This window comes from Chitinophaga sp. ARDCPP14, assembly GCF_051362515.1.
In the GTDB taxonomy this organism is placed as follows: domain Bacteria; phylum Bacteroidota; class Bacteroidia; order Chitinophagales; family Chitinophagaceae; genus Chitinophaga.
The window spans coordinates 14524-33431 of sequence record NZ_JBKIXB010000014.1; the positions used below are offsets into that span (position 1 = coordinate 14524).

20 protein-coding genes and 1 riboswitch are annotated in these 18908 nt (G+C 47.6%); of the genes, 14 read left to right on the forward strand and 6 right to left on the reverse strand.

The genetic code is table 11. The features are described 5' to 3' along the window. Nucleotides 1-7 precede the first annotated feature (7 nt). The 6 genes from ACLHR0_RS28220 to ACLHR0_RS28245 all read left to right on the forward strand — a co-directional run bounded on the left by ACLHR0_RS28220 (nucleotide 8) and on the right by ACLHR0_RS28245 (nucleotide 4020). Nucleotides 8-1030, forward strand: coding sequence for a pyridoxal phosphate-dependent aminotransferase (locus tag ACLHR0_RS28220; protein WP_436491146.1), 1023 nt, complete (start codon nucleotides 8-10; stop codon nucleotides 1028-1030). Beyond that, the gene (gene cbiB, locus ACLHR0_RS28225; RefSeq protein ID WP_429047184.1) at nucleotides 1015-1965 is read left to right on the forward strand and encodes an adenosylcobinamide-phosphate synthase CbiB; all 951 of its coding nucleotides are present in this window, start codon (nucleotides 1015-1017) and stop codon (nucleotides 1963-1965) included. The genes ACLHR0_RS28220 and cbiB overlap by 16 nt, the downstream gene beginning before the upstream one ends. After that, on the forward strand, nucleotides 1947-2801 hold the full coding sequence (locus tag ACLHR0_RS28230; protein WP_436491148.1) for an SDR family NAD(P)-dependent oxidoreductase: 855 nt from the start codon (nucleotides 1947-1949) through the stop codon (nucleotides 2799-2801). Before cbiB ends, ACLHR0_RS28230 begins: the two co-directional genes overlap by 19 nt. Nucleotides 2802-3160: 359 nt before the next feature. Next, a complete protein-coding gene (locus tag ACLHR0_RS28235) occupies nucleotides 3161-3469 on the forward strand; it encodes a hypothetical protein (RefSeq protein WP_370909889.1) in 309 nt (102 codons plus the stop codon). A gap of 3 nt (nucleotides 3470-3472) precedes the next feature. Then, complete coding sequence (locus tag ACLHR0_RS28240) at nucleotides 3473-3757, forward strand: DUF6881 domain-containing protein (protein ID WP_429047189.1); 285 nt, start codon at nucleotides 3473-3475, stop codon at nucleotides 3755-3757. Between the two features lie 47 nt (nucleotides 3758-3804). Continuing rightward, nucleotides 3805-4020 (forward strand): hypothetical protein, encoded by a 216-nt coding sequence (locus tag ACLHR0_RS28245; RefSeq protein ID WP_370909891.1) that lies wholly within the window; start codon nucleotides 3805-3807, stop codon nucleotides 4018-4020. A gap of 18 nt (nucleotides 4021-4038) precedes the next feature. Here the strand turns inward: ACLHR0_RS28245 and ACLHR0_RS28250 are convergent, their stop codons facing one another. Continuing rightward, a complete protein-coding gene (locus ACLHR0_RS28250; RefSeq protein ID WP_436491150.1) occupies nucleotides 4039-4731 on the reverse strand; it encodes a uracil-DNA glycosylase family protein in 693 nt (230 codons plus the stop codon). Nucleotides 4732-4739: 8 nt separating this feature from the next. Next, the gene (locus tag ACLHR0_RS28255; RefSeq protein ID WP_436491152.1) at nucleotides 4740-6857 is read right to left on the reverse strand and encodes an ATP-binding protein; all 2118 of its coding nucleotides are present in this window, start codon (nucleotides 6855-6857) and stop codon (nucleotides 4740-4742) included. Nucleotides 6858-7153: 296 nt separating this feature from the next. Here ACLHR0_RS28255 and ACLHR0_RS28260 point away from each other — a divergent pair, with 296 nt between their 5' ends. From ACLHR0_RS28260 to ACLHR0_RS28270, 3 genes are all read left to right on the forward strand, one after another. After that, on the forward strand, nucleotides 7154-8389 hold the full coding sequence (locus ACLHR0_RS28260) for a YdcF family protein (RefSeq protein WP_436491154.1): 1236 nt from the start codon (nucleotides 7154-7156) through the stop codon (nucleotides 8387-8389). A gap of 51 nt (nucleotides 8390-8440) precedes the next feature. Then, entirely contained in the window at nucleotides 8441-9385 is a 945-nt protein-coding gene (locus tag ACLHR0_RS28265; protein WP_436491156.1) for an NAD-dependent epimerase/dehydratase family protein, read from the forward strand. Nucleotides 9386-9460: 75 nt separating this feature from the next. Next, nucleotides 9461-9574: riboswitch (SAM riboswitch) on the forward strand. 151 nt (nucleotides 9575-9725) lie between these two features. Beyond that, nucleotides 9726-10904: a trans-sulfuration enzyme family protein gene (locus ACLHR0_RS28270; RefSeq protein ID WP_436491158.1), complete on the forward strand. Its 1179-nt coding sequence runs from the start codon at nucleotides 9726-9728 to the stop codon at nucleotides 10902-10904. On the opposite strand, the gene ACLHR0_RS28275 is transcribed toward ACLHR0_RS28270, so the two are convergent. Continuing rightward, entirely contained in the window at nucleotides 10855-12066 is a 1212-nt protein-coding gene (locus ACLHR0_RS28275) for a dicarboxylate/amino acid:cation symporter (protein ID WP_436491160.1), read from the reverse strand. The two genes, ACLHR0_RS28270 and ACLHR0_RS28275, sit on opposite strands and share 50 nt — an antisense overlap. 99 nt (nucleotides 12067-12165) lie before the next feature. On the opposite strand from ACLHR0_RS28275, the gene ACLHR0_RS28280 reads away from it, so the two are divergent. Next, nucleotides 12166-12492, forward strand: coding sequence for a NirD/YgiW/YdeI family stress tolerance protein (locus tag ACLHR0_RS28280; RefSeq protein ID WP_429065058.1), 327 nt, complete (start codon nucleotides 12166-12168; stop codon nucleotides 12490-12492). 9 nt (nucleotides 12493-12501) lie between these two features. Here the strand turns inward: ACLHR0_RS28280 and ACLHR0_RS28285 are convergent, their stop codons facing one another. Further along, on the reverse strand, nucleotides 12502-13461 hold the full coding sequence (locus tag ACLHR0_RS28285) for a sulfite exporter TauE/SafE family protein (RefSeq protein WP_429047201.1): 960 nt from the start codon (nucleotides 13459-13461) through the stop codon (nucleotides 12502-12504). Between the two features lie 210 nt (nucleotides 13462-13671). Here ACLHR0_RS28285 and ACLHR0_RS28290 point away from each other — a divergent pair, with 210 nt between their 5' ends. Both ACLHR0_RS28290 and ACLHR0_RS28295 read left to right on the forward strand, forming a co-directional pair. Beyond that, entirely contained in the window at nucleotides 13672-14961 is a 1290-nt protein-coding gene (locus tag ACLHR0_RS28290; protein WP_429047203.1) for a hemolysin family protein, read from the forward strand. Nucleotides 14962-14971: 10 nt separating this feature from the next. Further along, entirely contained in the window at nucleotides 14972-15835 is an 864-nt protein-coding gene (locus ACLHR0_RS28295) for a pirin family protein (RefSeq protein ID WP_436491162.1), read from the forward strand. 30 nt (nucleotides 15836-15865) lie between these two features. Here the strand turns inward: ACLHR0_RS28295 and ACLHR0_RS28300 are convergent, their stop codons facing one another. Continuing rightward, nucleotides 15866-16108, reverse strand: coding sequence for a hypothetical protein (locus tag ACLHR0_RS28300; protein WP_429047207.1), 243 nt, complete (start codon nucleotides 16106-16108; stop codon nucleotides 15866-15868). Between the two features lie 263 nt (nucleotides 16109-16371). On the opposite strand from ACLHR0_RS28300, the gene ACLHR0_RS28305 reads away from it, so the two are divergent. Next, nucleotides 16372-16551 carry a hypothetical protein gene (locus ACLHR0_RS28305; RefSeq protein WP_370909903.1) on the forward strand — a complete coding sequence of 60 codons (180 nt, stop codon included), beginning with the start codon at nucleotides 16372-16374 and terminating at the stop codon, nucleotides 16549-16551. 53 nt (nucleotides 16552-16604) lie between these two features. After that, the gene (locus ACLHR0_RS28310) at nucleotides 16605-17234 is read left to right on the forward strand and encodes a hypothetical protein (RefSeq protein WP_436491164.1); all 630 of its coding nucleotides are present in this window, start codon (nucleotides 16605-16607) and stop codon (nucleotides 17232-17234) included. Nucleotides 17235-17276: 42 nt separating this feature from the next. Here the strand turns inward: ACLHR0_RS28310 and ACLHR0_RS28315 are convergent, their stop codons facing one another. After that, complete coding sequence (locus tag ACLHR0_RS28315; protein ID WP_436491166.1) at nucleotides 17277-18869, reverse strand: beta-N-acetylhexosaminidase; 1593 nt, start codon at nucleotides 18867-18869, stop codon at nucleotides 17277-17279. Nucleotides 18870-18908 lie beyond the last annotated feature (39 nt).

The window sequence follows — 18908 nt, forward strand, 5'->3', positions numbered from 1 at the left end:
TTGCATTATGATACAAGGACACGGTGACGATGGTTACCTGTTTGCCCAACAGGTGAAAGCTGATTTCAGCTCCAACGTATGGTATGGTGGTTTACAGGAAGGATTGAAGGAGCACCTGAGGAATAAAGTAACGGGTATAGATCATTACCCGGACGCAGGTGGCTCAAAGCTGCAGGCCATGCTCGAAAACCAGGAGGCTCTCCCCGCCGGCAGTATCCTGGTTACCAACGGTGGCACAGAGGCCATTTACCTGGTGGCACAGGCATTTACAGGCGCCACTACCACGGTGGTAGTGCCTACTTTTTCGGAGTATGCAGATGCGTGTAAGCTGTATGGGCACCAGGTGCTGTACCTGCAATGGGATAAGCTCACACCGGGTACCGTGTTCAGCAGCGACCTGGTATTTATCTGCAATCCTAACAATCCTACAGGGCAGGCATTGGATGAAACAGCCCTGCAACAACTCATCGCCCATAATAAGCATACGGTGTTCATCATTGACGAAGCCTATATACAGTTTACACTAAATGCCGCTACCATGCTGCCGTTCCTGCACCGGTTACCAAATGTGCTGGTGCTGAGATCCATGACTAAAACCTGTTGTATCCCGGGCTTACGGCTGGGGTATATGGCAGGAAGGAAACAACTGCTGGACCGTGTCAGGGCTTTCCGGATGCCATGGTCGGTGAATAGCCTGGCACTGGATGCCGGCTATTATATCGTGGAACACCCGGAGCAGTTTACCATTGCGACCGACAGCCTGTTGCAGGAAACTTTTCATTTGTGGGAGAGTATCCGTAAGATGCCCGAGTACAAAGTATATGCATCGCATACGCATTATTTTTTGTTTGAAACATTAACCGGTACCGCCGCTACATTGAAAGCATGGCTGATGGAGAAGTATGGCCTGCTGATCCGGGATGCTTCCAATTTCTACGGACTGGAAGCCGGGCATTGCCGGGTTGCCTGCCGCAATGCCGCTGACAATCAATTACTGACTACTGCTTTGCGCCAATGGACCCTGTATTAAAATTCGTATTGCCGCTACTGTTAGGGTATATCGCCGACCTGCTGCTGGGAGATCCCCGCAGTTGGCCGCATCCTGTGAAAGTTTATGGCTGGCTGATCAGCCGGGGCACACGCTGGCTGAACAGGGGAGGCGCCCGGTTCTGGAAGGGGGCCTTGCTCACGGTTACCTTGTGCGTAGCAGTATATATAAGTTTTTATTTTACGCTTATAGTACTATCGGGGTGGCCGGTAGTGTACTATGGATTCAGTGCAGTGTTTGTTTTTTTCGCGCTGGCTAACAAAAGCCTGCTACAGGAAGGCAAAGAAGTATTTGCAGCTTTACACCACGAAGGAGTGGAGGCCGGCCGCAGGCGGTTGTCGTGGATAGTTGGAAGGGATACCGGTCATCTTTCACCTGATCAGATCCGCATCGCGGTATTTGAATCGATGTCTGAGAACCTGAGCGATGGGGTAGTAGCGCCGCTGTTTTTTTACGCTGTACTGGGGCTGCCCGGCATGATGTTGTATAAAATGATTAATACCCTGGATTCCATGATAGGCTATAAGAACAAGGAATACCTGTATTTTGGACGCTTCGCTGCGCGCCTGGATGATGTAGCCAATTTTATCCCGGCCCGTATCACGGCGCTGCTGATGATCCTCCTGTATGGCAGCAGCCGTGCCTGGCATTTTATGATTAAATACGGACCGGCACACAGCAGCCCCAATTCAGGATATCCGGAAGCTGCACTGGCAGGTATCCTGGATTGCCGCTTCGGTGGTCCCAACCTCTACCAGGGAGTAGTGGTAAATAAACCTTACATCGGTGAAAATGAACGCAGTATTGAACATGGAGAATTCAGCAAGGTAATGTACCTTAATCAGGCAGTTACTTTCGTGATGATCATCAGCATTATTGCAGTAAAATATTATTTTATATGGACAGCACAGCGGTAAACCCCGGACAGGAAAGAAACGAAAGGATCAGTATTTTAAGCTGTGGCTGGCTGGGAAAGCCCCTGGCACTGCACCTGCAAGCCGCAGGTTATTCCGTAAAAGGAGCCCGCACCAGCATGGCAGGCGTACAGGAGCTGCAGGCCCTTGGCCTGGAAGCGTATACGGTGGTATTGTCTGAAGACGTGCTGACCGGCCCCGATGCCTTCTGGGATGCCGACATACTGATCGTAAATATCCCGCCGCGGAAAGAAAGAGGCAAAGATGCACATGTATCAGAAATAGCGCTGTTGCGCAGTTTTATAGCCACAACGCCCATCAGCAAAGTTATCTTTGTGAGCTCCACTTCTGTATATAAAGACATCAACGGCCTGGTAACAGAAGAAAATGAAGAAATCCCTGACACGCCCAACGGGATGGCGCTGCGGGAAGCCGAAAGCCTCCTGCTGGAGTCAGACGCATTTGATACCACCGTATTGCGCTTCGGCGGGCTCATTGGCTACGACCGGCTGCCGGATCAGCGCCGGATCATGGAAGGCCGGAAAGCCAACGGCCAGCCCATGAATGTAATCCACCGCGACGACTGCATCGGTATTATCCGGCAGGTGATAGAAAAGAAGATGTGGGGAGAAGTATTCAACGCCTGCGCCAGCGGACACCCGCAACGCAGCCATTATTACAAGGCAGCTGCGCAATACCTCGGCATCCAGATGCCACGCAGATTACCCGCCGAAGAGGAACCCTATAAAATTGTAGGTTCCAGTAAACTGAGAAACGTGCTGGGATATAGTTTTCTGTATGATGATCCGCTACAGGTGTTTAATAATATCAATGTTTAAGGTACCAACACCTGTCCATCCGGGGGCAAAATGAGACATAGTGCATGGGGAGTGCATGGGGAGTGCATTGGAAGTGCATTGGAAGTGCATTGGAAGTGCATTAGGAGTCCATGCTGACAGCATTAATACCGCATGGTTTATCCAAGGTATACGCAGGTTTGAAGCATGGCAGAAGTATCCCGGAAGTAACACATATATAAGCATTCTCCATACCTCCCCGCCGGAGGGCGCATCCCCGCCTTGTAAAAAAAATTGTTTACATGTGTTAAATTCACTATATTGTAGTAGTACCTGCTTTATGCCAACAGGAGGTACCGCTCAACTATAAAATATTATTCAACCTAAACCTGATCAAAACCGTGAATCTGCTGCTCCTTAGCCTTTTGTTTGCCCTGGCATTATGGGCGATGATCTCCATGTACAGGAGTCGTAATCGCAAAAAGGCCGAATTGCTTTTACCTGTAAGATCTGCGAGTATCATAAAAATTCATAGTTACAAGTCTTTCGGTATCATTGCTACCATCCGCTTTAAATACGACCTGACCCCTCAGATTGGCGACCGGTTGCATGAAGAAGGCAATATCTACCAGATCACCGGCGTGGTAACGCCCGATCCGGTACAGGAACAACCCAAAGATACCTGGGATTGCCGTCTTGTAAAAATCTAAAAAATGGAGTATCTCAAAGTATCTTGGCTTCATCATTTTGAAGACGAACCGGTATACCTATACAGCGAGATAGATTCGCAGCGTTTCGAAAACAGGAAAATTGAAATCTACCCGGATGGAAGCTTCGGCATCGCCTGCAGCAATTTTCATTTCGGCGGCACCGCCTTATCCGATCAGGTGATGCCCGGCCTGGAAGAAATCATGGAAGACAGGCAATTTATTCCTGAACTAATTTCCAAGGCAGAATTTGAACTGATCTGGAATCAATATTTTTATTTTTTGTCCTGACATAGCTGGTCCGTGGTTTGCGTAAGTTCTTTAGAAAAAAGAATCTTATGAACGCATTTATGATTAAAACTTCCGGAGGCCGCTTTTACGTAAAACCCTCTTCAGCTGAACGCTTTCTGGTAGACGTAGACGGAGAAGAGGTAATGATGGAGAAAGACGAAGACGGATATGTACGTGCACCGGGCGCTACAGACAATGGCCGTCGTTTAAACATGGGACTGCTGAACAACATTGCAGACCAGATCGCGGTTCAGACGGCGTAAAAATTCCACAGATTGGGGTTACGGGTGTTCCTCAAAACCTGTAAGGTATTTGTCGATATACTGCGACTTCGTTTTGGATTTGTACTGCATAACAAAGCGCGGATGTTCCAGCGGGACAATCGCCCTGAAAAATTTCTCCTTTTCATTTAATGCCTGCAGGAACGCGGCATTCTTCCCTGTCCCCATACAATAGCATACCTCACGACTGATATTCCACTGCAATTGCGCTTTTAAACTGCTCACAATAAAAGGATAGGCGGCTTTTGTTAAAGCGGCGCTGTCGTAGTAATTGTAATTTATTTCCTTCCCGCCAGGTTGAAGGGAGGTAAATCCGAGCGGACAAACAGAGCTGATATAAAACTGCTGGTAAAACTTTTTCACCCCGCCATAGGCGTCTATTACATCATATACAAATACAGAGGAGGGCTCGTGCGTTTTAAGCCCGGTAATTTCAATGCCGCACTTGTCCCACATACGTTTAGTATCCGTAAAAGGTACGCCGGTAGATCCCGATCCCAGCCGGCCGGGGTTAATGCCCAGGATCAGTTGGCGTGGCTGTTTGTCGTTATAAAATTTTTTATAGAACTGTGTCATGATATCCATGATATCGGGGCCTTCCCGGAAAGGGTTCATCACACGTATACCTGCGGGCAACTTGCCCGGGAAATGCAGCTGGCTGTTGAAGCTAATGATCTGATCGGCGATAGTCATTCCGCAATTTACGCCATTTGATGATGCCTGGTAATTTTTTCCAGGATGTCTTCTTCGCGGTAAGGCTTCATGATGTAATCATTTAAACCTGAACGAAGATACAGCTCAATATCATCGTCCATAACATTACCGGTAATGGCAATAATGGTTACGGAGGCTTTCTTCTTGTCAGGTAATTCCCGGATCATATTGGTCAGCATCAGTCCATCAATGCCGGGGAGGTCAATGTCGGTCAGTACAAAATCGAATGCTTCACGATGGTATACTTCCAGTGCTTCTTCTGCTGAAGAAACAATCAGGTAAGAAGCCTGCATTCTGTCCAGCATCAGGGCCAGCAGTTTCTGGTTGAGGATACTGTCCTCTACTACCAGTAACCGGATACCCGCCGGAATAGTTGCGTTTGTAGATGTATTATTCACCGGGACAATAATTTTTTTGGTAACAGGTGATGGGGTCATCAGCTTATACCTGATTTCAAAATAAAAAGTGGAGCCCTTTCCTGCGAGGCTTTCCACATGTATCTTTCCGTTGTGCAGGTCGATGATCTTCTTGGAAATATGTAATCCCAATCCGCTTCCCTTATGATAATGGTTATTTCCCTGGGAAAAGGCCTCGAAAACTAAAGGTAGTTCTTTATGCGAAATACCTACACCCGTATCTTTTACGCTTACCTGTAATAAGTTGTTGTCACGTATATGCGCGGTTACCGTAATACCGCCCTTTTCTGTGAACTTAATGGCATTGGCTACCAGGTTAATCAACACCTGTTTCAGGCGGAAGGCATCGCCCACCACAATTAAAGTGCTGGGGAAGTAGATGTTTACCTCCAGCGTGAGCGACTTCATGGCTGCCTGTATGGCCAGCGTATTGCATACTTCTTCAATAGCGGTACGGGGAGCAAACTTCTCTTCTCTTAATATGGGTTCTGCAGATTCCATCCGCGTGTAGTCGAGTACGTTATTCACCACCTGTAGCAGCATTTCTGCAGAGTGACGTATAGCCGCCACCGTTTCGGGCGTTGTATCGCGTTCCAGCAGGTGCGTATAGCCGAGCACCGACTGTACCGGTGTGCGTATTTCATGACTGATCGTCGCTGCAAAGTCGCTTTTCTGTTGTGCAAACTTTTCAGCCTGTTGCTTGGCTCTTAGCAACGCCAGGTCGTAGCGGTATAAACGGACAATACCATATATAATAATCGCTGCCAGTAACAGGATGAGCGGAATCTCCCAGTAGTTGTGCTTATCCAGCTTGTAGAGGGAATGATCGATATCGTGACCCAATTGCAGCCGCCGCTTATCGGTTTCCGCCACGATGTCCTGTTTCAGGTTCGCCATGAGGTGAAGCAATTCAGAGAACAGCCGCTCGTTGGCAATAACGAGGGCGTATTCTTTTTGCTTCAGGTTATTATGACTTTCGGTGGCATCTTTTATAAACTTATTATAGGCGGCCTGGATCTTTGACAGCTGATCTTTTGAAAAGGCTTTGCCATCCTTTGGTGTGTCGTATTGAACGATTTTCACCTGCTGGCTGGTTTGCTGTACCTGCGATTTATTGCTGATCGCATCTTTGATGCGGCCCAGTAGTTTCTTGCGGCCCTTTGCAGTGGCCGTTTCCGTAGTTATAATCGTGTCGGCCTTTATGTTGGGCGCCGGTATTTTAATATTACTCAACTGCTGCAGGGGGAGGGGGTGGGTGGCAGTGTCCCATACCTGCGATAGCTGCAGCAATGAATCTACGTATAGGCGTGTCTGTAGGTACAGCTGCGACTTCTTTACTTTATCCGCCAGCAGCGCATGCATCTGCTTTTCATTTTTAGCGGAGCTCACGGCGCTGTCCAGGTGCGCAGTAATGCTGCTCAACTGGCCCACATAAGCATTCAGGTAATGCTTGTCGTAAGTGAGCGTATATACACGGAAGTTATTGTCTGCTGCGTACAACAGTTGCACTGCCTGGTCAATATGACCTACATCAGTTTTAGTAGCTATCAGGTCTTTAACAACAATGCTTAACTGTGCTGACTCTTTTTTTCTTAAAGAGATAATCATGAAAAAGGTCATCAAAACAATCACCATTATCGTTAGCACAGCATAACGTACAAAGGTCTTTTTTTCGTGGGTTGTATACATTGTTACATATGATTGGGACGTCGGCGTGGTGGCAAAACCGCGACGAAAATAATGATTTTACGTTCCCTAACTAATAGATAATCAATGAAAAACTAAAAGAATAGGTATGTATTTTCTGCTGAGTTTCCTATGTATAATTATATTTAATACATTATATATTTTTACCTATTAAAACTTTCATATGGGTGCAAACTTTAAGGTTTTAATATTGGTATATAAAATATGTATTATATTTTAGGGAGAAGATAAAGTTCCCTTTTCCTTTTGTATTATTGTTGCTGTAATACCTGCTTTTGATGAAAAACTGTTTTCTTACCGGTCTGTTACTCCTCGTATGCTTGCCTTTTGTTTTTGGTCAACCTGTTTCACCGGACCCGCATTACAAATTTTACAAAGGAACCAGTGCCCTGCAGGACAGGATCTTTTACCTGTTTACATTGCTGGAGCGTGTGCCTGGTGTGACGCAGCTGATAAATAAGGATAGCACCCTTACCGCATTGCGGGATGAATACACACAGCGTATAACCCATCCCGTGAGTAGCGGTGATTTTACCGCTCCGTTGCAGTTTGCCGGCAGCACCATCAGTGAAGTGAGCAGCGCTTTTATTACTTTATTACAGCAACATCCAAAGGAAATGGAACAACTGGTAAGTGAAATGCGCAGCAGTGGCTTATTCCAGTTGTATGCCGGGAAAACGGACCCGGTATTGCTCTCCCTTGCCTGGAAGGATGCCGCCGATGGCGTGAACTATATCCTCAATGCCTATACGAACGGAAAAGGACTCCGCTACCCGGTGATTGATTCGGCCACTTATTACGTGATGTCGCCTGCCTATAAGGCAATGGTACAACGTGTAATTGAAGATGCGGGGAAAAAGAAGCCGGACTTGTTTTTCCAGCCGTCGCTGCACGTGGCCCTGGAATTACTGACGCTGAACCGCCGCGATGAAGCCGTGCGTTATGAACCATTATCTGATACCAACCGGGATGCGTATAAACAAATAAAGAAAACAGACTGGAACAAATATCCGTACTCCGCCATGCTTATCCTGGGCGCAAGCCCGGTAGCAAAGGAGGCCATCAGTGAAACCGGTAAAAGCCGCTGCCGTACCGGTGCGGAATTATACCGCAAAGGAATGGCGCCCTTTATTATTGTATCCGGTGGTCATGTAAGACCGGTAGGTACCCAATATTCCGAAGCGGTGGAAATGAGGAAATACCTGGTACATGAACTGAAGATCCCTGCGTCGGCGGTGATGGTAGACCCTTATGCCCGCCACACTACCACCAACGTGCGTAATGCCGTGAGGATCGTGTGGCAGAGTGGCATACCGGCCGGTAAAAGAATGATGTGCGTGTCTGATGTGATGCACGTTGCCTACGTGAACAGCCCGATGTTCACCCAACGTTGCACCACAGAGTTAGGATATATGCCTGCGGCAGATATCAAACAGGCCGACCTTTACTTTTTATCATTCCTGCCGGATCTGCGGTCGCTGCAGGTAAATGTGTTTGATCCATTGGACCCCTGAAATAAAATATCTCATCCATTTATTCGTCTACTTTATAAACACATCCTTATTATGTCTGATTCATCTATCCAGCCCTTATATACAATCCTCGGTGCAGGAGGTATTATTGCTAACGAACTGGCAGCCGAACTGGTGCGTCATCAGAAACGGGTACGCCTCGTAAGCCGGTCGCCAAAATCCATTGAAGGCATCACCGACCTGGTGCCGGCCGATATTACCGATGCCGCTCAAACAAAGAACGCCGTAAAAGGTAGTGCCATCGTATTTCTTACAGCCGGTCTCCAATATAATATCAAAGTATGGTCTGATGCATGGCCAAAGATCATGACCAATGTAATTAATGCCTGCAAGGAAGCCGGTGCGAAGCTCATTTTCTTCGACAACGTATATTCTTACGGGTTAGTAAACGGACCTATGAAAGAAGATACGCCGTATCATCCCTCCAGTAAGAAAGGAACGATCCGTGCGGCCATTGCAGCCCAGTTAATGAACGAGGTAAAGGCCGGTGGCCTTACGGCTACCATTGCAAGGGCGGCCGACTTCTACGGACCCGGCGCAGATAAAACCGGCTTCCTGAACCTGCTGATCATCGATAAGTTCCGGAAGAACAGCAATGCCATGTGGCTTGGAAAAGACGATCAGACACATAGCTATACCTTTACGCCGGATGCTGCCAAAGGATTGTACCTTCTTTCACAGGACGATAGTTCCTGGAACCAGGTATGGCACCTGCCGACCGCCAACCCGGCGCCGGACGGCAACGGATATATAAATATAATTGCCACCCAGATGGGGGTGAAACCTAAATATATGAAGCTGGGCAGTTTTATGCTGACCCTCTCGGGATTGTTTGACACTACCATCCGGGAAATGAAGGAAATGCTGTACCAGAGTAACTATCCTTATATCTTCGACTCTACAAAGTTTGAACAACACTTTAAGGTGAAACCTACTTCTTATGAAGAAGGAATCCGTTTAACACTGGCACATAAATAATAGTCTACTGATTTAGTAGGAAAATAAATTTGGAAGTTATTTTTTCTGTCTTATCTTTGCACCAGTTCTTTAAATAGCTTATCAAGAAAGGAGGAGGGACATGGCCCGACGATACCTTAGCAACCATCACTGTGCAAACAGTGAAAGGTGCTGCATCCATCCCGGTTTACGGACCAGGAAAGATAAGTCAGATCAATAGTTTTACATGATATTATTCTTACGATAATAGAAAACTCATCTGGCTCCCAGGTGAGTTTTTTTTATGCTCCCACCTTTTTTGATATGCTCATTTAACGGACCTGTTTAACCAATTTTTCATCAAACTAAAAATCAAACAAAGATGAGCACTATCACTGAACTGATCCATTCTATTCCCGTAGATCCGCAAACAGGCGCCATTGCAGTTCCTATTTACCAGACATCTACTTTTGTGCAAACAGCACCCGGTGTAAATAAAGGATACGATTATGCGCGGTCAAATAATCCTACCCGTGAAACCGCAGAAAAGATCATTGCGAAACTGGAAGGCGGCGCTACTGCATCTGCTTTTGCCAGCGGCCTGGCAGCAATCGACGCGGTAATCAAGCTCCTGAAATCAGGCGATGAAATTGTAGCGGTAGATGATATTTACGGCGGCGCTTTCCGGCTGTTTAATAAAGTATATGAGAAGTTTGGTATCAAAGTAAACTATGTAGATACCTCCGATACGCAGGCGGTATTCAACGCCATCACACCGGCCACGCGCCTGATCTGGCTGGAAACGCCCACTAATCCAACGCTGAAGATTTCAGATATTGCGGCTATAGGCCGCATTGCAAAAGCGCATAACTGTTTGTTTTGTGTAGACAATACCTTTGCCTCCCCTGTGCTGCAAAAGCCCTTGCAGCTGGGCGCCGACCTGGTGATCCACAGTGCTACCAAGTACCTGGGCGGCCACAGCGACCTGATTGCGGGCGTGGTAGTGGCTAAAACATTACAACTGGGAGAGGAGATTAAATTTTATCAGAATGCCTGCGGCGCTATTCTTTCCCCGTTCGACAGCTTCCTGCTGATACGTGGTATTGAAACATTGCACTTGCGTATTAAGCAACATGGTATTAATGCGCAGGCCCTGGCGGAATACCTGGAAAAACACCCGGCAGTAGAAAAAGTGTTTTACCCGGGATTGCCATCGCATCCGGGCCACGAGCTGGCAAAGCAGCAGAGTAAAGGGTTTGGAGGAATTATATCTTTTACCTTGAAAGATGACAGGGCCGAAGCGGCAACTGCGTTTGTTACTGCTACGCATTACTTTAAACTGGCAGAAAGCCTGGGAGGCATCAAAAGTTTATTGTGTCATCCTGCGGCCATGACCCATAAATCCATTCCCGCAGAAAAGAGAAGAGCGGCAGGCGTAAGCGATAGCCTGATCCGTTTATCAGTAGGACTTGAAGAAACCGCTGATCTGCTGGCCGACCTGGAGCAGGCGTTTACGAAACTGCCGGCGCCCGCCCCCGCAGAAAACGTGTTGTCAGCATAGCAGCAACATTGTCGCCCGTCGCATTGAGGATTGTAGCCAGCGGATCTACCAGCGTGCCTATAATCATCAGCGGCGGGAGCGCTTCTATGGGAAACCCGTAGATGCTCATCACCAGCAGTTCGCCAATATAGCCGCCATTAGGAATACCGCCTTCCACAATGCTGGCTATAACGGTAACGCCTAGTGCCATTAAAATGATGGGGACGCTGTCGAAGCCCTTTCCGAACATGGCAAACACCACGGCCATTTTTATGATGGAAGAAATGCTGGAGCCATCTTTATGCAGGGTAGCGCCCAATGGCACTACCACGTTGCCGATATCGCGTGGAACGCCCATCCGCTCTACTGCCTGGAGATTAGCCGGAATAGTGGCAATACTGCTGCCGGTACCAACCGCGGTAAGGGTGGGTACAATATTGTTCTTCCAGAAAATTTTTATACCCGGTATACCACCGGCAACAAATGCGTACGCGCTGAAGCCAACAATAAAATATACAACGCCAAAGCCATAGTAAATACCGAGGGAGTGTGCATAGGTACCAAATAGTTGCGGCCCTACAGTGCCCACCTGGTAAGCGAAGTAGGCGCCCAGCCCGATAGGGCCCAATTTCATGATAAGCGTAAGGATATCTTTCATCACCTCGTTGCCCGACTGCAGAAATCCGCGGAAAGCAGCGCCTTTCTCTCCCGTACGCATGGCTGCCAAACCTACCAGGCCGGAGAAAATCAGGAACGGCAGCATATTTTTACGCGACAGCAGCTCATAAAATTCATTCACAGTGAGGAGCCGTACTGCCTGCTCGCCCCAGTTGCCCGGCTGTTCCAGGTTCACATCTTTTGTAAGCGTTACCTGCTGGTGGATGGGAAATATCCATACGGCCACAATAGTAAGAAAGGCGGAGATGAGAACGGTGCAAAGGAATACCAGCGACATCACACCGAGAATACGGCCCAGCTTATGCCCCGCCTCTATATTGGCAATGGCGGACGAGATCGCAAAAAATACCAGTGGTATGATGGCTGTAAACAGCAGGTTCAGAAATACATCGCCCAGTGGTTTGATAACGGCTACACGCTCACCCAATATAAGCCCGGCAATACTGCCGGCAATGATGCCTGCCAGTAACCAGAACATACTACTGTACGTTTTGAGGAATCCCATACCTGAAGTTTATGATTTACAAGATAACCAAATGTATCTGTTCGGTGAACAATCTGCCATGATTATTGTTTATGGTGTTAGCGAACCAATATAATTATCATGAAAAGCTGGATGCTATGTTTGTTGCTTCCCCTGTTCGCTCTGCAGGAACGAACTTACACCATCGGAGAGGTGATGCGCAATGCCCGGCAACTGCACAACGACAGCATCGCTGTTAAGGTGACCGGTTACATCACCAAAAAGCTGCGTGGCAATAATTATCTTTTTGAAGACCGTACCGCCGAAATCCAGGTGGACATAGACCCGAAGTTCCTCCCGCAACGGCCGTTCAGCGACCGGGAAGTGATCACTATTAAGGCGCTGGTGGAATACGAAGTCGACAAGCCCATTACTTTAAAGGTAAACCAGCAGGTAAGCAACGATTAACGGCTACGGCTATATGATTTTGGCTACAAACATATAGATGCTCCTCATACTTGCCAGGATCACAATGATCGCCACCGCTACCATAATAGTTTTAGCAGAAATTTTATTGGATACTTTTGCCGCAATAGGAGAGGCGATGGCGCTACCTATAACGAGGCCGAGTACGGCATCCCAGTGTACGTGATACAACACCGTTACAAAAGTGAGGGAACTGAGCATAGCGATAAAAAAGCGGGTAGCCTTTACCGTGCCCAGCGAAAAGCGGGGATGCCGGCCGCCGGCAATCAGGGACGACAATACAATAGAACCCCAGCCGCCGCCACCGATAGCGTCTATAAATCCGCCACCGAAGCCCAGCAGGCCTATTCGCTTAATTTTTTTAGCTGCGTGTTTTTTGCGCTGCGCGTTAATGGCTCTCATCAGGATGACGGTGCCGAGGATCAGCGTATACAGCGATACCACCGGTTTGGTGTATTGTGCGTAATGTTCCAGCGACGATAAGAGGTAAGCCCCTATCACAGCACCGGCAATACCCGGTAATATGAGTAGTTTAAACAGTTTTTTGTTGACATTTCCCATCCGCATATGCATCCAGCCGGCAATGCCGCAGCTGAGGATTTCCGAAATATGCACCGCCGTACTCGCCGATGCAGGCGGAATGCCCATCGACAGGGAAAAAGTAGTGGAAGTAATGCCGTAAGACATGCCGATGGCGCCGTCGATCATGGCGAAGATAAATCCTGCTATGAGGAAATAGTAAAAAGTAGGAGGTACGTCTTCTACATACGTGCGGAAATCGGGCGATTGCCACCACGCCACACCCAGGATAACGCCCAGTATGAGGATGCCTGCTATACCATAAATCCAGCGCTGTTTTCTAAAGTTGACGCTTTCCTGCGGCGTTGCAGCATTTGATTCGTTTGTGCTCGGAGCTGCGGGTGCAGCAAGGGTAGTAAGTTCTTTCTCCATTTTTTAATAATGTGCCAGCCTTAATTCCCCACAAAATACATAAACTCTATGAAATAAGTAGACTGCTTGGAAAAAATTGCATATCAGAAAGGTAAAATCCCGAATATATCTCCCGGAATTTTAATTTATAATCTGTAATTCTTCAAAATACCCGAACGTATAAAAATTGATTTACCTATATTTGGGGTTGCGAACCAATTTAACAACTACATGCTTTGGCAACTCTTCTGGACAATTATATTAGTATTATTAAACGGATTCTTTGTTGCGGCAGAATTTGCCATTGTTAAAGTACGTTCCTCCCAAATCAACAGTAAAGGCGGTTTGACCGGCAAAAGAGCTACTGCCGCCGCCAAAAGCATCCTCAATAACCTGGACGGGTACCTGGCCGCTACACAGCTGGGAATTACCCTGGCTTCACTGGGACTTGGCTGGGTGGGTGAATCGGTGATGACGGCCATCGTGCTCCGGTTGATGGAAAGTCTTGGTGTTACCATTTCAATGGCCGCTACCCATGTAATTGCCGTAGCCGTTGCTTTCACTATTATTACCATCCTGCATATCGTTTTCGGGGAACTGGCTCCCAAATCAATGGCCATCCGTAAACCGCTGCCCACCACGCTGGTGGTGGCCATCCCGCTGCGGGCGCTGTTTGTGATCTTCCGTCCTTTTATATGGCTGCTCAACGGGCTGGCCAACAGTATTCTCCGCCTTATGGGTATTAAACCGGCCGGGGAATCGGAAATCCATTCGGAAGAAGAACTGAAGCTGATCATTTCTGAAAGCCAGGAAGGCGGCGCTATCGAGGAAACCGAACGGGAACTGATCCAGAACGTATTTATGTTCGACGACAGCCGCGTAAAGGAAATCCTCACCCACCGTAAAGACATATCCTCCCTCGACATCAACCTGCCCCTGGATCAACTGATAGACCAGGTGATCAGGGACGGCTACTCCAGGTATCCCGTATCCAGCGGTTCGCTGGATGAACTAAAAGGGGTGGTGTATACCAAAGATGTGGTGAAAGGCGTACATGAAAAAACATTGCATAACATTAAGGATATCATGAAGCCGGTATTTTATGTGCCGGACAGTATGAAAATAAAAGACCTGCTGCGTACCTTCCAGGGACAACGCCTGCAAATGGCGGTAGTGACCAACGAATTTGGCGATACAGAGGGAATTGTTACCATGGAAGATATCCTGGAGGAACTGGTAGGCGACATACAGGATGAACATGATCATGAAACGCCGATTGTAGAGCAAAAAGATGATAATTTTATTGTAGATGCGCATGAATACCTGGCAGATATCAATGAATTATTACCCCATCCTTTGCCGGAAAGTGAACATTATGAAACCCTTTCGGGTTTAATCAACTACATCCACGGAAATATTCCGAGGGAAGGAGAAGTGATCATCATTGAAAATTATGAAGTACTGATCCTGAAAATGTTCCGCAGCTCCGTGGAAAAAGCCAGATTAAAACTGATCCGATAAAATAATTTTTATGGAGAAGAAGATCCTCCACGTCCTCGAAGGACGCGAAAAACATATTACAGATACAGAAGTCGTAAGACAATCACTGCCTACCATGCAGTTCCGGTTTGCCAACCCGTTTATTGTGGTGCATCATATGCCGGCAAAGTATTTTGCGCCGGGATCGCCGGAAGACAGGCTGCATCCGCATCCTCACCGCGGGTTTGCACCGGTTACCTTTATGCTGCAGGGGCAGGGATATCACCGCGATAATGCCGGTAATGCCATGACTGTTACCGCCGGCGACGTACAATGGATGTTTGCCGGGAAAGGTATTTTGCATAGTGAAGGCCCGTCGGAGGAATTTCTGAAGAAAGGGGGCAACTATGAACTATTGCAGCTCTGGTTTAATGTACCAGCAGCGCATAAAGCAGAAGATCCCTGGTACCAGTATATCAAAGGAACAGAAATGCCCGCAGTGGCGGTAAAAGAAGGCGTGCACCTCACGCTGGTAGGCGGCGATTATGAAGGTAAAACAGGGCCGTTAAAAAACTTTACGCCCATCACCGCCATCTGGGGAAATGTGGAAGCAGGAAAAGCCGTAACGCTTACGGCTACACGTGGATACTGGACGTTGTTGTATGTAGTGGATGGGAAAATAGAAGTGAATGGAACCGCTGTATCAGGTTATCACCTGGTGGTATTTGATAAGGATGATGAGCAACCGGACATTCATATTTCAGCACTTGAAAATACCCGCCTGTTATACCTTTGCGCGGAACCGATCAATGAACCTATTGCTGCAAAAGATAATTTTGTAATGAACACTGCGGAAGAAACGGAGCAGGCAATACAGGATTATAAGAATGGGCTATTTGGTACCCTCGAACAATAAAAAGGAGGGGAGATTCCCCTCCGCTAAAAATCATCTGAATAAAGTATCTCTTTTCTGTGGCCAGGAAGTATCTCCTTTCTTATCTTTTTTCTTCTTGTGTTTCATGACGGTATCCATTGGCTTAGGTGGAAAAGTGTCCTGTGCAAATACTTCAATCTGATCAATCTGAGCTGGCTTTACCGGAGCCGCCTGTGCTTTGTCCGGAGTACCCCTGAAGAAAAAGAGGAGGGTAAGCGTGCCTATAAGGCCGATGGTAGCTGGTAGGTTTTTCATAAAAAAATAAATTTGTTCAGGTATTAATAAGCAGATATCATGCGCCCTTTCCAGCGGCAGAGCACTGTTGATGTAAGCTGCTGACAATATTTCAGTTATCTTATCGTTGCGTTATTTATTCCCGTTTTTACTGTGGATATTGCACGTCAAACAGTGGAGTGACAGACACGTTATCCCATACTGTATACCCCTATGGACGGCCGGAAGAACGTGAGGCACTGCTTTTGTGGCGGTTAAGATATTGTTCACCAAAAATTTATCTTATGAAAGGCACCAGAAATGAGAACACCCGGCAAAGTAAACAACAGTCTTTTTCCAATATGCCGCGTCCCGAAATCAGGGATAATCTTGACAGCAGGAAAAATGAAGAACAGGATTATAAAGGCAGCGATACCACGCACAACAGTAAAGACACCAAAGCTAACAAACATAAAAAGCATTGATGACAGGCAGTTCCGGCCGCTAACCGGCGGCCGGGCTTTTAAATCAGCAGCATATGGATCATATACTTTTCAGGTTATCGCTGTTAGCGGTGGTAATTTGCACCGCATGTAACAGCCCGATGCAGAATGAGCAGGAGCGGGCAGCCAAAGATTCGGCCAATGCCCCGGTTCAGGGCGTGCCGGAAGAAAAATCGGAAAGCATCTCGTTAGATACTACATATGGCGACTACCGCATTTCGGCGATTGCCTCTGGTACCGGCAGTATGCGGGATCTTATTCTGGCGGTAGGCAGCAAAAAGGATTCTACACAGGCAGACAGTACCATTGAGCATGACGTGAAAGGGCAGCTGAAAAATATGATGATCGCAGACCTGGATGGAAACGGTAAACCGGAACTTTACCTGCAAATGTTATCGGAGGGTACCGGCCGGTTTGGTAAGATCTATGCTTTTGAAATAGGACGGCCTAAGGTTACAAGGATTAATACCTTCTCCCTGGATACCATGCAGCAAAAGGATTACAGGGGACAGGATACATTTTTTATAAAAGAGAAAACGCTGGTACGTACTTTTCCGGCGTTCAGGGAAGGTGATCCCGATGCGTTAACTGCAAACACCAAAGGGATTATCATTTATCACCTGCAAAAGGCAGGCGACACCCTGAAGCTGGTGCCGGCGAAATAAAAGCTATTGCAGCCATACCAGGCTGCAATAGCTTTTTTACAATTATTTATTGTACTGAATACCTTCTTTATCCCAGCGGGTATAGAAGTATTGCAGTGCATCGGAGAACTGTGTGAAGTTTTTATTGGCGGGAATGGTCCACCCGTCTTCTGCATAAGCCGCCAGGCGGGGAAATACCTGGTGGTTCATTGTTTTTACATCCGGAATCCATTCACCCCACATCTGGCAGCCACTGCCCAGTATTTTGCTGTGGAACTTCGGATCAAGGCCTTCGGGGATGGGATCAAAGCTGTAGGCTTTTTCCAATGATATTTCCTTGTAGCTGTAATCCAGGTAAGTCATGGCGTGATAGGAATTGATTACGTCGTATCCTTTAGACACCGCATCGGTGATCAGTTTCAGCTCCCCTTTCCAGAATTGCACAATGGTACCGGCTGCGAGTTTTTCCGTAGCGGAAACATCTTTGCTATCAGTGAACTCATGCAGCTTTGTGCCCATGATTTCGTTCCATCCGGCCATACGGCGTTTTTTGCTTGCCAGGTAGTTGGAGATATTGTTGGTGAAAGCAATCTGCAGGTCGGCAGGAGAGCCAAGCTGATGCGCTTTCATGAAGGCATTTACACCGGCATCTGCTTTCCACTGGTCGTATTTTACTTCGTCGCCGCCGATATGGATCACTTTAGAGGGGAAGAGGGTGATCACTTCCTGCAACACATCTTCCAGGAAGGCGATCACTTTGGGATCAGACACATTGAAAACGTCGTAATGCACACCGAATTTACCCGGAACCCTGATAGGCGTGTGGGTGGTGCCAAGCCAGGGATAGGCTGCAATGGCCGCGCTGGAATGGCCCGGCATTTCTATTTCAGGAACAATGGTGATGTGCCTGTCTGCCGCGTATTTGATAATGTCTTTAATCTGTTCCTGCGTATAAAACCCTTCGTGGGGTTTGCCGTCGTATACTTTGCTGTTCCAGGTACCGGATTGGGTGGAATCGCGTTTGCTGCCGACAGTGGTAAGCAGGGGATATTTTTTGATTTCAATACGCCAGCCCTGGTCGTCGGTGAGGTGCCAGTGGAAAACGTTCATTTTCAGCAGTGCCATTTCATCCAGGAGGTGTTTTACAGTTTCGCCGCCTTTGAAGTAGCGGCCCTCATCCAGCATGAATGCCCTCCAGCCAAAGCGGGGCTTGTCTTTGATGGACACGGCATTAATCGTATATGCGCTGCCGTTGGCGGTAATGAGTTGGCGTAAAGACTGTATACCATAAAACACGCCGGTTGAAGTTGCTGCGGTGATGGTGATGTTATCAGGCGTTACCTGCAGCTGGTAGCCTTCCTTGCCTAATTCCTTCTCCAGTTTTGCGTCCAGGGAGAAGCGGATGTAGTTGTTTTTGGCAGCAGGTTTCAGTGTGAGAGAGAGTCCATATGCTTCCTGTAATGCCTGTTGCAGCTGGTTGGCCTCGCCGGCGCACTTGCCTGGAATGATGGCAGTGGCGCCGGATAAAGAGAACGTGCCGGACAATGTTTTTACTTCCGACGGCTGCGGAATAATATTGATTGCCTGCAGGGGCATGGTACTTACCGACAGCAGCAGCAGGCCGGCCAATGCCAGTGTGGAGCGTAGTTTTAACATACGTAGATTTTTATTGTTCACTTGGTTAAGGTGAAAAAA

What these genes read in the sequence shown, in the direction of transcription:
- ACLHR0_RS28230 (WP_436491148.1), top strand. Translation starts at nt 1,947, where the DNA reads ATGGACAGCACAGCGGTAAACCCCGGACAGGAAAGAAACGAAAGGATC.
- ACLHR0_RS28260 (WP_436491154.1), top strand. Translation starts at nt 7,154, where the DNA reads ATGAAAAACTGTTTTCTTACCGGTCTGTTACTCCTCGTATGCTTGCCT.
- ACLHR0_RS28220 (WP_436491146.1), top strand. Translation starts at nt 8, where the DNA reads ATGATACAAGGACACGGTGACGATGGTTACCTGTTTGCCCAACAGGTG.
- ACLHR0_RS28300 (WP_429047207.1), bottom strand. Translation starts at nt 16,108, where the DNA reads ATGAAAAACCTACCAGCTACCATCGGCCTTATAGGCACGCTTACCCTC.
- ACLHR0_RS28295 (WP_436491162.1), top strand. Translation starts at nt 14,972, where the DNA reads ATGGAGAAGAAGATCCTCCACGTCCTCGAAGGACGCGAAAAACATATT.
- ACLHR0_RS28255 (WP_436491152.1), bottom strand. Translation starts at nt 6,857, where the DNA reads ATGTATACAACCCACGAAAAAAAGACCTTTGTACGTTATGCTGTGCTA.
- ACLHR0_RS28280 (WP_429065058.1), top strand. Translation starts at nt 12,166, where the DNA reads ATGAAAAGCTGGATGCTATGTTTGTTGCTTCCCCTGTTCGCTCTGCAG.
- ACLHR0_RS28240 (WP_429047189.1), top strand. Translation starts at nt 3,473, where the DNA reads ATGGAGTATCTCAAAGTATCTTGGCTTCATCATTTTGAAGACGAACCG.
- ACLHR0_RS28315 (WP_436491166.1), bottom strand. Translation starts at nt 18,869, where the DNA reads ATGTTAAAACTACGCTCCACACTGGCATTGGCCGGCCTGCTGCTGCTG.
- ACLHR0_RS28285 (WP_429047201.1), bottom strand. Translation starts at nt 13,461, where the DNA reads ATGGAGAAAGAACTTACTACCCTTGCTGCACCCGCAGCTCCGAGCACA.
- ACLHR0_RS28250 (WP_436491150.1), bottom strand. Translation starts at nt 4,731, where the DNA reads ATGACTATCGCCGATCAGATCATTAGCTTCAACAGCCAGCTGCATTTC.
- ACLHR0_RS28290 (WP_429047203.1), top strand. Translation starts at nt 13,672, where the DNA reads ATGCTTTGGCAACTCTTCTGGACAATTATATTAGTATTATTAAACGGA.
- ACLHR0_RS28305 (WP_370909903.1), top strand. Translation starts at nt 16,372, where the DNA reads ATGAAAGGCACCAGAAATGAGAACACCCGGCAAAGTAAACAACAGTCT.
- ACLHR0_RS28265 (WP_436491156.1), top strand. Translation starts at nt 8,441, where the DNA reads ATGTCTGATTCATCTATCCAGCCCTTATATACAATCCTCGGTGCAGGA.
- ACLHR0_RS28275 (WP_436491160.1), bottom strand. Translation starts at nt 12,066, where the DNA reads ATGGGATTCCTCAAAACGTACAGTAGTATGTTCTGGTTACTGGCAGGC.
- ACLHR0_RS28270 (WP_436491158.1), top strand. Translation starts at nt 9,726, where the DNA reads ATGAGCACTATCACTGAACTGATCCATTCTATTCCCGTAGATCCGCAA.
- cbiB (WP_429047184.1), top strand. Translation starts at nt 1,015, where the DNA reads ATGGACCCTGTATTAAAATTCGTATTGCCGCTACTGTTAGGGTATATC.
- ACLHR0_RS28245 (WP_370909891.1), top strand. Translation starts at nt 3,805, where the DNA reads ATGAACGCATTTATGATTAAAACTTCCGGAGGCCGCTTTTACGTAAAA.
- ACLHR0_RS28310 (WP_436491164.1), top strand. Translation starts at nt 16,605, where the DNA reads ATGGATCATATACTTTTCAGGTTATCGCTGTTAGCGGTGGTAATTTGC.